Source organism: Pseudomonas sp. LBUM1640, assembly GCF_059716225.1.
This window is the reverse complement of the sequence record NZ_CP166816.1, coordinates 891,624-904,310: the sequence shown is the minus strand read 5'-3', so window position 1 is coordinate 904,310 and position 12,687 is coordinate 891,624. Positions and strand designations below refer to the sequence as shown.

The window sequence follows — 12,687 nt, the reverse complement described above, 5'->3', positions numbered from 1 at the left end:
AAACCCGCCACCGAGTGATCGGTGGCGGGCTTTTTTGTGGCGGCGAGGTTTAGATCGCGCCGCGCTGACGCAACAGTTCCAGCACTTGCTTGACGCTGTCTTCCAGCGACAGGGCCTGGGTGTCGATCACCAGATCGGCATTCAACGGCACGTCGTACGGGAAGGACTCGCCAGGGATGTTATCCCCACCGGCTGCGTACAGGCCTTGCGGATCACGCTCGGCGCACACCAGCGGCGACGCTTGCAAGTAAACCGTCAGCAGGCGATCGGCACCAATCAGCGCCTTGGCCTGTTCGCGGCCTTCGGCATCCGGGGCGACGAACGCAGCCAGGGTCAGCAGGCCGGCTTCGTTGAACTGGCGCGCTACGTGGGCGGCACGTCGCCAGTTTTCAGTACGCCCGGCGCGGTCCTGCGCCAAGCCCTTGTTCAGGTCGTGACGCAGGTTCTGGCCATCCAGTACGAACACTGCACGGCCCATGTCGAACAGCTTGCGCTCAACCGCGTAGGCCAAGGTGCTTTTACCCGCACCCGACAGGCCGCTGAACAACACGGTGGCCGGCTGCTGGCCGAAGCGCAGAGCGCGTTCTTCGGTGGCTACATGGGCGAGGCTGCCGTGTTGCGCAGAACCGCCGTGGTTGACGGGTGGCGCGATGATCATGCCTGCGGCCACAGTGCCGTTGGTCAAACGGTCGATGACGATAAACGCACCGGTGGTGCGGTTGCTGTCGTAACCGTCCAGCGCGATGGCGGCGTCGAGGCTGACCTTGACCCGGCCAATCTCGTTCAACTGCAGCGAACTCGCCGGGCCTTCGGCCAGGGTGTTCACGTCCACGCGGTGCACGATGCTGGTGATGGAACCCGGCACGTAGCTGGTGGCGCGCTTGATGTCGTACTTCTTGCCCGGCAGCATCGGTTCTTCAGCCATCCACACCAGCATGGCGTCGAAGGCGTCGGTCACTTGCGGCACGTTGTCGGCATGTACCAGCAGGTCGCCACGGGAGATGTCGATCTCGTCTTCCATGGTCAGGGTCACGGCCTGGCCTGGGCCGGCGTGCTCCAGCTCACCTTCGAAGGTGACGATGGATTTGACGCGACTGCTCTTGCCCGACGGCAGCACTACAACCTCGTCGCCCTTGTGCACGATGCCGCTGGCCAAGGTGCCGGCGAAACCACGGAAGTTCAGGTTCGGACGGTTGACGTACTGCACCGGGAAACGCAGGTCGGTGTAGTTGCGGTCGTTGGCGATCTCGACAGTTTCGAGAATCTCCATCAGCGACTGGCCGGTGTACCAAGGCGAACGCTCGCTCTTGTTCACCACGTTGTCGCCCTTGAGCGCCGACATCGGCACGAAGGCCATGGTGCTCGGCTTGAAGGCAATGCCGTCGGCGAACTTCAGGTAATCAGCTTTGATCTGCTCGAACACACTCTGGTCAAAGCCATTGATGTCCATCTTGTTGACGGCCACCACGATGTGTTTGATGCCCAGCAACGAGGCGATAAAGCTGTGGCGACGGGTCTGGGTCTGCACGCCGTAGCGGGCGTCGATCAGGATGATCGCCAGGTCACAGGTGGAGGCACCGGTGGCCATGTTGCGGGTGTACTGCTCATGGCCGGGGGTGTCGGCGATGATGAATTTGCGCTTGGCGGTAGAGAAGTAGCGGTAGGCAACATCAATGGTGATGCCCTGCTCGCGTTCAGCCTGCAGGCCGTCGACCAGCAAGGCCAGGTCGATGTCGTCACCGGTGGTGCCAGACTTCTTCGAATCGCGGGTGATGGCTTCCAGGTGATCTTCGTAGATCATCTTGGAGTCGTGCAGCAGGCGCCCGATCAGGGTGCTCTTGCCGTCGTCGACGTTGCCGCAGGTCAGGAAGCGCAACATTTCCTTGCGCTCGTGCTGGCCCAGGTAGGCGAGGATGTCCTCGCTGATCAAATCAGATACGTGCGACATGACAGCCCCTTAGAAATAGCCTTGACGTTTTTTATCTTCCATCGAGCCGGCGCCATCGTGGTCGATGACACGGCCCTGGCGCTCGGAAGTTCGCGTCAGGAGCATTTCCTGAATGATGTCCGTCAGCGTCTCGGCTTCGGACTCCACCGCGCCCGTCAACGGGTAGCAGCCAAGGGTACGGAAACGTACTTTCTTTTTGACGATTCGGGCTTTGTCTTCGTCGGACAAGTGCTCGAGGATGCGGTCGTCGTCGATCATGATCAACGTGCCGTTCTTTTCGATCACGTCGCGCTCGGCGGCGAAGTACAGCGGAACGATCGGGATGCCTTCCAGGTAGATGTACTGCCAGATGTCCAGCTCGGTCCAGTTGGACAGCGGGAACACACGGATCGACTCGCCCTTGTTGACGTTGCCGTTGTAGACGTTCCACAGCTCCGGGCGCTGGTTCTTCGGGTCCCAGCGGTGCTTGCTGTCGCGGAACGAGTACACGCGCTCTTTGGCGCGGGATTTCTCTTCATCGCGACGGGCACCGCCGAACGCTGCGTCGAAACCATGCTTGTCCAAGGCCTGCTTGAGGCCTTCGGTTTTCATGATGTCGGTGTGCTTGGCGCTGCCGTGGGTGAACGGGTTGATGTTCTGCGCCACGCCATCCGGGTTGATGTGGGTGATCAGGTCCAGGCCAAGCTCTTCGACCATTTTGTCGCGGAACTTGTACATTTCCTGGAATTTCCAGCGGGTGTCGACGTGCATCACTGGGAACGGCAATTTGCCCGGAAAAAAGGCTTTGCGCGCCAGGTGCAGCATCACGGCGGAGTCTTTACCGATCGAGTAGAGCATCACCGGGTTGTCGAACTCGGCGGCGACCTCGCGGATGATGTGGATGCTTTCCGCCTCCAGCTGTTTCAGATGCGTCAGTTTGTCGACCATGGCTACTCACGGAAAAACGATCTTATGGACGGCCAGCGGGCCGTGTTCGAGCGGGGCATGCTAGCACAGCACCTGCTTCTATTCAGGGAGCCAGCTAGATCGAAACGGTATATGAATATGCCGCTGAGTTTGGCCCAACTTAGTCGAATGTGGGAGCGGGCTTGCTCGCGAAAGCAGAGTGTCAGTCAACATATGTATCAACTGGCACACCGCATTCGCGAGCAAGCCCGCTCCCACATTTGCTCCCAGGTGGTAGTTAGATCGGGTTGGGGCAATCGATGAAAAGGTGTTCCAGGGCAAACCGTCGGGCCAGGTAATCGCCCAACGCTTGGACACCGTAGCGCTCAGTGGCGTGGTGCCCGGCAGCGATAAAGCTGATGTCGTTTTCCCGCGCGCTGTGGAAGGTTTGTTCAGAGGCTTCGCCACTCAGGTACAGGTCGACACCGGCGGCAATCGCCTGGTCGATATAGCCCTGGCCACCGCCAGTGCACCAGCCGACACGGCGGATCATCTCGCTGCCCTCGATCAGCAGCGGCTCGCGGCCCATCACATCCTGCACACGGCGGGCGAAGTCGCGGGGCGACAACGGCTCGGCGAGGGAGCCGACCAGGCCGACGATTTTGGGGTTGCTCGGGTCGAGCGGGCCTTCGACGGTGATATCCAACTGGCGAGCAAGTTGCACGTTGTTGCCCACGTCCACGTGCAGGTCCAGCGGCAGGTGGTAGGCGAGCAAACTGATGTCGTGCTTGAGCAGGGTTTTCAGGCGGCGCTGCTTCATGCCGGTGATGCACGGGTTTTCGCCCTTCCAGAAATAACCGTGGTGCACCAGCACCAGGTCGGCCTGGGCTTCGACGGCGGCGTCGAGCAGGGCTTGGCTGGCGGTCACGCCGCTGACGATGCGCATCACCTGCGGGCGGCCCTCGACCTGCAGGCCATTGGGGCAATAATCGGCAATTTTTGCACTGCCAAGGTAGCGGTCTGCTTCCTCGACGAGGGTGGTAAGGGGGACGGCCATAAAAGACTCCTAAATATCCCGTTCCGAGGCGCTCGCAGCCTCGTATAATGCGCGACATTATGGGCGCTCTCCCGCCCCCTGCAACCTGTCAGGACTTACTTGATGCTCAAGGCACTGCGTTTTTTTGGATGGCCATTGTTGGCTGGCGTGCTGATCGCGATGCTGATTATTCAGCGTTATCCCCAATGGGTGGGCTTACCCAGCCTTGATGTGAACCTGCAACAGGCCCCGCAAAGCAGCTCGGTGGTGCAAGGCCCGGTGACCTATGCCGATGCTGTGGTCATCGCCGCGCCCGCCGTGGTCAACCTGTACACCACCAAGGTCATCAACAAACCGGCGCATCCGTTGTTTGAAGACCCGCAATTTCGCCGCTATTTCGGCGACAACGGGCCCAAGCAGCGCCGGATGGAATCGAGCCTCGGTTCCGGGGTGATCATGAGCCCCGAAGGCTACATCCTCACCAACAACCACGTGACCACCGGCGCCGACCAGATTGTGGTGGCCCTGCGCGACGGCCGCGAAACCCTGGCCCGCGTGGTCGGCAGCGACCCGGAAACCGACCTCGCCGTATTGAAAATCGATTTAAAAAGCCTGCCTTCGATCACCATCGGCCGCTCCGAAGGGCTGCGCGTCGGTGATGTGGCGCTGGCCATCGGCAACCCGTTCGGCGTCGGCCAGACGGTGACCATGGGCATCATCAGCGCCACGGGGCGTAATCAGCTGGGGCTCAACAGCTACGAAGACTTTATCCAGACCGACGCGGCGATCAACCCGGGCAACTCCGGTGGCGCGCTGGTGGATGCAAATGGCAACCTGACCGGTATCAACACGGCGATTTTCTCCAAGTCCGGCGGCTCTCAGGGCATCGGTTTTGCGATCCCGGTGAAGTTGGCCATGGAAGTGATGAAGTCGATCATCGAGCACGGCCAGGTGATTCGCGGCTGGCTGGGCATCGAAGTACAGCCGCTGACCAAGGAACTGGCCGAGTCGTTCGGCTTGACCGGCCGCCCAGGCATCGTGGTCGCCGGGATCTTCCGCGACGGCCCGGCGCAGAAAGCCGGCCTGCAATTGGGTGATGTGATCCTCAGCATCGACGGCGAGCCGGCGGGTGATGGCCGTAAGTCGATGAACCAGGTGGCGCGGATCAAGCCAACCGACAAGGTGGCGATCCAGGTAATGCGCAACGGCAAAGAGATCAAGCTGCTGGCGGAAATCGGCCTGCGCCCACCGCCTGCGCCGGTGAAAGAAGAGGAATAATGGGGTTGGGAGCCCGTTCGCGGGCTCCTGTAACCTAATATTTCAAAAGAAATCCATTCTCATTAGTCATGTTATATTGTTTCAATATAGACATTGGAACGCTCTAGCATGCCGCCTCGAAAAATCGCGCCCTTGGCTGGCCTGGCCTTGGGTTTGCTGCTCGACCCCGCCTACGCCGAAGAAAACTACGCCGAAGAAACTGTAGAACTGGACACCATCAGCGTCACCTCCGACGCCTATGAATCGGCCACCGGCCCGGTCAAAGGTTATCGCGCCACCCGCTCTGCCAGCGCGACCAAGACTGACACGGCGCTGCGTGACATCCCGCAATCGATCAGCGTCATTCCCGCCACGGTGCTCAAGGACCTGGGCAGCACCAACGTCGAGCGCGCCCTGGAATTTGCCGGCGGCGTGTCCAAGCAAAACAACTTCGGCGGCCTGACGCTTTACGAATACAGCGTGCGCGGCTTCACCACCTCGGAGTTCTACCAGGACGGTTTCAGCGCCAACCGGGGCTACCCGAGCACGCCGGACGCGGCCAACATCGAGCGCATTGAAGTGCTCAAAGGCCCCGCTGCCAGCCTGTACGGGCGCGGCGATCCTGGCGGTACGGTGAATATCGTCACCAAGAAGCCCCAACCGCAAGCCTTCACCACCGTGCAAACCAGCGCCGGCAGTTGGGACCGCTATCGCACCGCATTGGATGTGAACACGCCGCTGGACAGCGAAGGCCGCGTGCTGTCGCGCGTGAACTTGGCGGTTGAAGACAACCACAGCTTTCGCGATCACGTCGACGCCCAGCGCGTATTCGTCGCGCCGTCTTTCAGCTGGCAGTTGGACCCGGACACCCGTCTGCTGGTGGAAAGCGAATTCGTGCGCCACCGCTCAACCTTCGACCGTGGCATCGTCGCGCCACAGCGCATGTCCCGCTCCACCTTCCTCGGCGAGCCCAACGACGGCAACATCCGCAACCACAACAACCGCCTCCAGGCCGCCTTGGAACATCACCTCAACGACGCCTGGCAACTGCGCCTCGCCAGCCACTATAAACAGGGCAGCCTGTGGGGCGACGCCTCGGAAAGCCGCGCGCTGAATGCCGACGGCCATACCGTCAACCGCCGCTACCGCGAACGCTCCACCGGTTGGCATGACAGCATCACCCAACTGGAACTGCGCGGTCTGTTCGACATTGGCCGTTGGCAGCACGAACTGCTGATCGGCACCGAGTACGAGGACTACCGCAAGAAAGAACGCGTGACAGCCATCGCCGGCAGCCCCTACGCCATCGACATCTATAAGCCCATCTACGGCCAGCCCAAACCCAACGGCGCGCGCTCCGGCACCGACTTCTTCGAACAGGTGAAAAGCCAGGCGCTGAACCTGCAGGACCAGATCGTCTTCACTGACCGCCTGCGCGGCATGCTCGGTGCGCGCTTGGAGCACGTCGAACAAAGCAACGATGACTTCACCCGCAACCATGCCAAAAGCCGGCAAACCCACAACGCCCTCACTCAGCGCGCCGGTTTGCTGTACCAGCTCACCCCGCAAGTCGGCGTATTCGCCAATGCCTCAACCTCGTTCAAACCGAACAACGGCCTGGACGCAGGCGGCAAATCCTTCAAGCCGGAAGAAGGCGTAGGTTATGAAGTGGGGATCAAGAGTGAGCTGTTCGACGACCGCCTGAGCACCACCCTCGCCGCCTTCCATATCGAAAAGGAAAATGTCCTGGCGCTGGACCCGGCCACCGATACCAACCGCGCCATGGGCAAAGCGCGCAGCCAAGGTTTTGACCTGCAACTGAGCGGGCAATTGACGGACGCCGTAAGAGTCATTGGCGCCTTCGCCTACATCGACGCCGAGGTGACCAAGGGCGACAAAACCATCCCCACTGGCAGCCGGATTCTTGGCGTGGCCAAGCGCAGCGGCAGTCTGTTGGGTGTGTATGAGTTCCAGGAGGGCCTGCTGCGCGGCTCGGACCTGGGCGCAGCATTTACCTACGTTGGTGACCGCTCCGGCGAGGCGGGTAGCCGTTTCGAACTGCCCGCCTACCACACCGTCGACCTGCTCGCCCACTACAAGGCCAGCGACAACGTCACCGTGGGCCTGAACCTCAACAACCTATTTGACGAAAAGTACTACGAGCGCTCCTACAGCAATTACTGGGTCACACCCGGCGAGCCGCGCAACTTCACCGTCAGCCTGACCCTCAACCTGTAAAAGGACGCCCCCATGCAAGCTTTCAAATCCCTGGCCCTGCTCAGCCTGCTGTTTGCCAGCCACGTCTCGGCCCACGGCCTGTGGACCGAACAACGGCGCGGCAATATCGAAGTGATCTACGGCCACGGCGCCGAGGACAACGCGTTCAAGGCACAGAAAATCAGCGGCGCCTGGGCGTATGACGCCAGCGGCAAAATGATCCCGGTTACCGTGGAACGCCTGGCCGACCACGCACGCCTCAAGCCGCTCAAATCGCCCGCTGTTTTAGCGGTCGCCTTGGATAACGGGATGTGGTCGCAAACGCCGGACAAGAAATGGATCAACCAGGGCCGCAGCCAAGTGCCAGGGGCGATTGAATCGACCCAGACCTTCAAGTACAGCCTGGCGATTTACCAGCCGGGGGCAAAGTTGCCCAAGCTGGATCAGATCAAGCTGCTGATCCTGCCCGAAGTAGACCCGCTGACCGTAGGACCGGGCCATTCACTGCCGGTGCGGGTGCTATTGGATGGCAAGCCCGCGGCGGGGATCAAGCTGGTGGGCGACTATCGCAATGCCCCCAACACCTTGAGCACCGAGACCGACAAGGATGGCCGGGCCCAGGTGCTGGTGCGCAATGAAGGGTTGAATGTGATTGCTGCGCAGGTAGAGATCCCGCTCAAAGACAATGCCGAGGTGGCGACGCGTGGGTTATTCACCTCGCTGACGTTCCTCGGTGAACCGCATCACGAGTAACACCAAAAATTCAAAGTGGGCACAGTAAATGTGGGAGCGGGCTTGCTCGCGAAGGCGGAGTGTCAGTCGTCGAATGTATTGACTGACCCACCGCATTCGCGAGCAAGTCGAATCGTCGCACCGCCGCTCCCACATTTAGTCCGCGTTCGGCTTGCTTAAAGTGATAACGGCGCTCTTTCACACAACGTGTTAAGCGCCGCCGCCCACTGCGGGTCATCATTCAAGCACGGCACCAACACCAACTCTTCGCCCCCCGCCTCACGGAACTGCTCCAGCCCGCGATCACCAATCTCTTCCAGCGTCTCAATGCAGTCGGCGACAAACGCCGGGCACATGACCAGCAGCTTTTTCACGCCTTGCTGGGCCAACGCCTCAAGACGGGCCTCGGTGTAGGGTTCGATCCACTTCGCCCGGCCCAGGCGCGACTGGAAGGCCACCGACCACTTGCCCTCCGGCAAGCCCATGCGCGCGGCAAAGTCCCGGGCGACACTGAAGCATTGCGCGCGATAACAGGTGGCAAGCACCTCAGGCGAGGCGTTCTTGCAGCAGTCCGCATCCTTGAAACAATGCTGGCCGGTAGGGTCGAGCTTGGTCAGATGACGCTCAGGCAGGCCGTGAAAACTCAGCAGTAAATGATCGTAATCCTGTTCCACATACGGCCGGGCGCTCGCCACCAGCGCATCGAGGTATTCCGGCTGATCGTAGAAGGGTTGCAGGATCGAGAACTGCACTTTGAGCTTTTTGTCGCGCACCACACGTTTGGCTTCTTCAATCACCGTGGTCACGGTGCTGTCGGCAAACTGCGGGTACAGCGGCGCCAGGGTGACTTTCTCAATGCCCTGGGCAGCCAGGCGCGTCAACGTCGTTTCAAGGGACGGCTCGCCGTAACGCATCGCCAATTCCACCGGGCCTTGCGTCCACTGCGCAGTCATTTGCTGTTGCAAACGACGGCTCAGGACGACAAGCGGCGAACCCTCGTCCCACCAGATCGATGCGTAGGCATGCGCCGACTGCTCGGGGCGCTTGATCAGGATCAGCGACACCAGCAACCGCCGCACCGGCCACGGCAGGTCGATCACGTAAGGGTCCATCAGGAACTGATTGAGGTAGCTGCGCACATCGGCCACCGAAGTGGACGCCGGTGAGCCCAGGTTGACCAGTAACAACGCGTGATCCGTCATGCAACATCCTATGGCTAGAGGCGGCTGGACAAGTCTTCCAGGGCCGCATGCAACTCAGTGAACTGAAAAGTGAAACCGGCAGCCAGCAGCCGTTCGGGAACGGCCTTCTGCCCGCCCAGCAACAACCCGGACAATTCGCCCAGTAAGGCCTTCAAGGCAAACGCCGGCATCGGCATGAACGCAGGGCGGTGCAGCACTTGGCCCAAGGCCTTGGCAAATTCGCGGTTACGCACCGGGTGTGGCGCGCAGGCATTATAAGGACCGCTGGCGTCTTCCTTGTGCAGAAGAAAATCAATCAGGGCGATTTGATCTTTGATATGCACCCACGGCATCCACTGCCGACCATTACCGATAGGCCCGCCCAGCGCCAGTTTGAACGGCAGCAGCAGCCGCGACAAAAAGCCGCCCTTGGCCGCCAGCACCAACCCCGTGCGCACCAGCACCACGCGAATGCCCATGGCTTCGGCGCGCAGGGCGGTTTCTTCCCAGGCGATACACAACTGGCTAGGGAAGTCGTCCTGCACCGGGCCGCTGGCCTCGGTCAGTTCACGCTCGCCGCCGTCGCCGTACCAGCCCACCGCCGAACCGGAAATCAACACCGCCGGTTTTTGTGCCAGCCCGTCCATCCACGCCAACAGGGTTTCGGTGAGGCTGATGCGGCTACTCCACAGCAGCGCCTTGCGTTTTTTGGTCCACGGGCGATCAGCGATGGGGGCGCCGGCCAGGTTGACCACCGCATCCACATTGCCGATCACGTCTTGCAAGCGGCCGACCCCCAACACCTCAGGGCCGCACCATTTGGCGACGGTGTCGGGTTCGCGGCTCCACACGGTCAGGCGATGCCCTTGGGCAAGCCAGTGCAGGCAAAGCTTTCGACCGATCAAGCCTGTACCGCCGGTCAGCAAAATGTGCATGGGACACTCCTCATGTAACGTTCGCCGCCGATCACTGGTCTATTTTATAGAGAGGGATCATTTGTAATCCGGCGCGGCTTTTCGTTTAAGCCCGAGCTTTAACCATAGGCCACGCCGTAAGAACAGGTACGCCAAAACTTATACCAAAAAACAATATTGTACAGCTATTGGTGTCGGCGTAGTCTGTACCCAACGGTAAAACGAGGCCTCCCATGACTGTTCCCATCGCGATCATCGGCACCGGCATCGCCGGTCTCTCCGCCGCCCGAGCGTTGCAAGACGCGGGGCACGCTGTACAACTCTTCGATAAAAGCCGCGGCAGCGGTGGCCGCATGTCCAGCAAGCGCAGTGATGCCGGTGCGTTAGACATGGGCGCACAGTACTTCACCGCCCGCGACCGGCGCTTCGTCAACGAAGTGCACCGCTGGCAAAACAACGGCTGGGCCGAGCAGTGGAAGCCCCAGCTGTACAACTTCAAGTCCGGTCAACTCACGCCCTCCCCCGATGAGCAGATCCGCTGGGTCGGCACGCCGCGCATGAGCGCGATCACGCGCGCGTTGCTCGACGACTTGCCGGTGGCGTTCGGTTGCCGCATCACCGAAGTGTTCCAAGGCAAACAGCACTGGAACCTGCTCGACGCCGACGGCGGCAATCACGGCCCGTTCAGCCACGTGGTCATCGCCACGCCGGCGCCTCAGGCCACCGCCCTGCTGGCCGCCGCGCCCAAACTGGCGAGTGCCGCCGCCGGGGTAAAGATGGACCCGACCTGGGCCATCGCCCTGGCCTTCGACCAACCCTTGGATACCCCCATGGAAGGCTGTTTTGTACAAGACAGCCCGCTCGACTGGCTGGCGCGCAACCGCAGCAAACCCGGGCGCGACACCCCCCTCGACACCTGGGTGCTGCACGCCACCAGCGCGTGGAGCAAGGCGCACTTGGACCTGCCCAAGGAAGCCGTGATCGAACACCTGCACGGCGCTTTCGCCGAACTGTTGCACAGCGCCATGCCCGCGCCGTCCTTCAGCCTGGCGCATCGCTGGCTCTACGCGCGCCCCTCCAGCGCCCATGAATTCGGCGTGCTGGCCGACGCCGACCTGGGCCTGTACGTGTGCGGCGACTGGTGCTTGTCCGGCCGGGTAGAAGGGGCTTGGCTCAGCGGCCAGGAAGCCGCGCGACGCCTGATCGAGCACCTGCAATGAACCGCATCAATCCCGCCAAACTGCTGCTGTCGAAGTGGACAGCAGCCGCGCCTCGCAACAAGGAAAAACACTTCCTGGTCACCGAACTGTTTCGTGACGAAGAAGGCACCGTGCTCGAAATCGAGCTGCAAGCCATCATGACCCGCCGCGTTGAACGCCTGGCCTGGCAAACCCTGCAAAACGCCGAGGCCTGGAAAATCGGCTGGAAATAGCGCCGGCAAAAAAATACTTATACAAAATATTTGACTTGTACAGCATCAAACCTATGATGAGATTTAGTTGTACAAGCTTTATAGCTTGTATAGGAATTTTGCAGAGGTTCGGCCATGTCCAGCACCGTCAAACCCAAGATTGCCATCAGCGCCTGCTTGCTGGGCGAGAATGTGCGCTTCAACGGCGGACACAAACAATCCCTGCTGTGCAGCCAAACCCTCGCCGACTATTTCGACTTCGTGCCGCTGTGCCCCGAAGTCGCCATCGGCCTGGGCATTCCCCGCGAACCGATTCGCCTGGTCGGCGACCCTGCCCACCCGCAAGCCATCGGCACCGTGCGTCGCGAGCTCAATGTCACTCAACCGCTGGACGACTACGGCCAGCAGATGGCCCAGGAACACACCGACCTGTGCGGCTACATCTTCATGCAGAAATCGCCGTCGTGCGGCCTGGAACGGGTCAAGGTCTACCGCGACAACGGCACGCCCGTCGACGGTGGCGGGCGTGGCATTTACGCCCAGGCTTTTTGTGCCCGTCACCCCAACCTGCCGGTGGAAGAAGACGGCCGGCTGAATGACCCGGTACTGCGGGAAAACTTTTTAACCCGGGTTTTCGTCTACGCCATCTGGCAACAGCTGCTCGCCGAAGGCCTCACCCGCCACCGGCTGCTGGCCTTCCATTCCCGCTACAAATATTTGTTGATGGCCCACAGTCCTGCGCACTACAAAAGCCTCGGCCACCTGCTTGGCAGTATGAGCAAGGGCACTGATCTCGACGCATTGGCCACCGGCTATTTCAGCGAGCTGATGACCGGCCTTAAAAAGTGCGCCACCCGTGGCACCCACACCAATGTGCTGCAACACATCAGCGGCTACCTCAAGCAAGCCATCAGCGCCGATGACAAACAGGAAATGCAAACCGTCATCGGCCAATACCGCCAGGGCATCGTGCCACTGGTGGTGCCCCTGACGTTGCTCAAACATCACTTTCGCCAACACCCGGACCGCTACATCGCCCAGCAGGCCTACTTGCAGCCGCACCCGGAAAATCTCAGCCTGCGTAATGCGATCTAACCCATGAAAAG

General features: G+C 61.0%; 11 protein-coding genes. 6 read left to right on the top strand and 5 right to left on the bottom strand.

All coding sequences use genetic code 11. From position 1 onward, the window contains the following. Positions 1 to 49: 49 nt before the first annotated feature. The 3 genes from cysN to ACA065_RS03940 all read right to left on the bottom strand — a co-directional run bounded on the left by cysN (position 50) and on the right by ACA065_RS03940 (position 3,890). Positions 50 to 1,948 carry a sulfate adenylyltransferase subunit CysN gene (gene cysN, locus ACA065_RS03950; protein ID WP_497693409.1) on the bottom strand — a complete coding sequence of 633 codons (1,899 nt, stop codon included), beginning with the start codon at positions 1,946 to 1,948 and terminating at the stop codon, positions 50 to 52. A gap of 9 nt (positions 1,949 to 1,957) precedes the next feature. Further along, on the bottom strand, positions 1,958 to 2,875 hold the full coding sequence (gene cysD / locus ACA065_RS03945) for a sulfate adenylyltransferase subunit CysD (RefSeq protein WP_003171640.1): 918 nt from the start codon (positions 2,873 to 2,875) through the stop codon (positions 1,958 to 1,960). Positions 2,876 to 3,131: 256 nt separating this feature from the next. After that, positions 3,132 to 3,890 (bottom strand): Nif3-like dinuclear metal center hexameric protein, encoded by a 759-nt coding sequence (locus ACA065_RS03940; protein ID WP_497693408.1) that lies wholly within the window; start codon positions 3,888 to 3,890, stop codon positions 3,132 to 3,134. A 102-nt stretch (positions 3,891 to 3,992) separates the two neighbouring features. On the opposite strand from ACA065_RS03940, the gene algW reads away from it, so the two are divergent. The 3 genes from algW to ACA065_RS03925 all read left to right on the top strand — a co-directional run bounded on the left by algW (position 3,993) and on the right by ACA065_RS03925 (position 8,096). Beyond that, positions 3,993 to 5,147, top strand: coding sequence for a Do family serine endopeptidase AlgW (algW, locus tag ACA065_RS03935; protein ID WP_177016570.1), 1,155 nt, complete (start codon positions 3,993 to 3,995; stop codon positions 5,145 to 5,147). A gap of 108 nt (positions 5,148 to 5,255) precedes the next feature. After that, on the top strand, positions 5,256 to 7,364 hold the full coding sequence (locus ACA065_RS03930) for a TonB-dependent siderophore receptor (protein ID WP_497693407.1): 2,109 nt from the start codon (positions 5,256 to 5,258) through the stop codon (positions 7,362 to 7,364). Between the two features lie 12 nt (positions 7,365 to 7,376). Further along, a complete protein-coding gene (locus tag ACA065_RS03925) occupies positions 7,377 to 8,096 on the top strand; it encodes a DUF4198 domain-containing protein (RefSeq protein ID WP_497693406.1) in 720 nt (239 codons plus the stop codon). Between the two features lie 155 nt (positions 8,097 to 8,251). Here ACA065_RS03925 and hemH read toward each other — a convergent pair whose 3' ends face one another. Together hemH and ACA065_RS03915 are read right to left on the bottom strand one after the other, a co-directional pair. Further along, a complete protein-coding gene (gene hemH / locus ACA065_RS03920) occupies positions 8,252 to 9,277 on the bottom strand; it encodes a ferrochelatase (RefSeq protein WP_497693405.1) in 1,026 nt (341 codons plus the stop codon). Positions 9,278 to 9,291: 14 nt separating this feature from the next. Then, the gene (locus ACA065_RS03915) at positions 9,292 to 10,191 is read right to left on the bottom strand and encodes a TIGR01777 family oxidoreductase (protein ID WP_497693404.1); all 900 of its coding nucleotides are present in this window, start codon (positions 10,189 to 10,191) and stop codon (positions 9,292 to 9,294) included. A 212-nt stretch (positions 10,192 to 10,403) separates the two neighbouring features. Between ACA065_RS03915 and ACA065_RS03910 the strand changes: the two genes are divergently transcribed. From ACA065_RS03910 to ACA065_RS03900, 3 genes are all read left to right on the top strand, one after another. Then, a complete protein-coding gene (locus ACA065_RS03910; protein WP_497693403.1) occupies positions 10,404 to 11,390 on the top strand; it encodes an NAD(P)/FAD-dependent oxidoreductase in 987 nt (328 codons plus the stop codon). Next, on the top strand, positions 11,387 to 11,602 hold the full coding sequence (locus ACA065_RS03905; protein ID WP_497693402.1) for a TIGR02450 family Trp-rich protein: 216 nt from the start codon (positions 11,387 to 11,389) through the stop codon (positions 11,600 to 11,602). Before ACA065_RS03910 ends, ACA065_RS03905 begins: the two co-directional genes overlap by 4 nt. Positions 11,603 to 11,716: 114 nt before the next feature. Then, positions 11,717 to 12,676 (top strand): YbgA family protein, encoded by a 960-nt coding sequence (locus tag ACA065_RS03900; protein WP_497693401.1) that lies wholly within the window; start codon positions 11,717 to 11,719, stop codon positions 12,674 to 12,676. Positions 12,677 to 12,687: the final 11 nt, after the last annotated feature.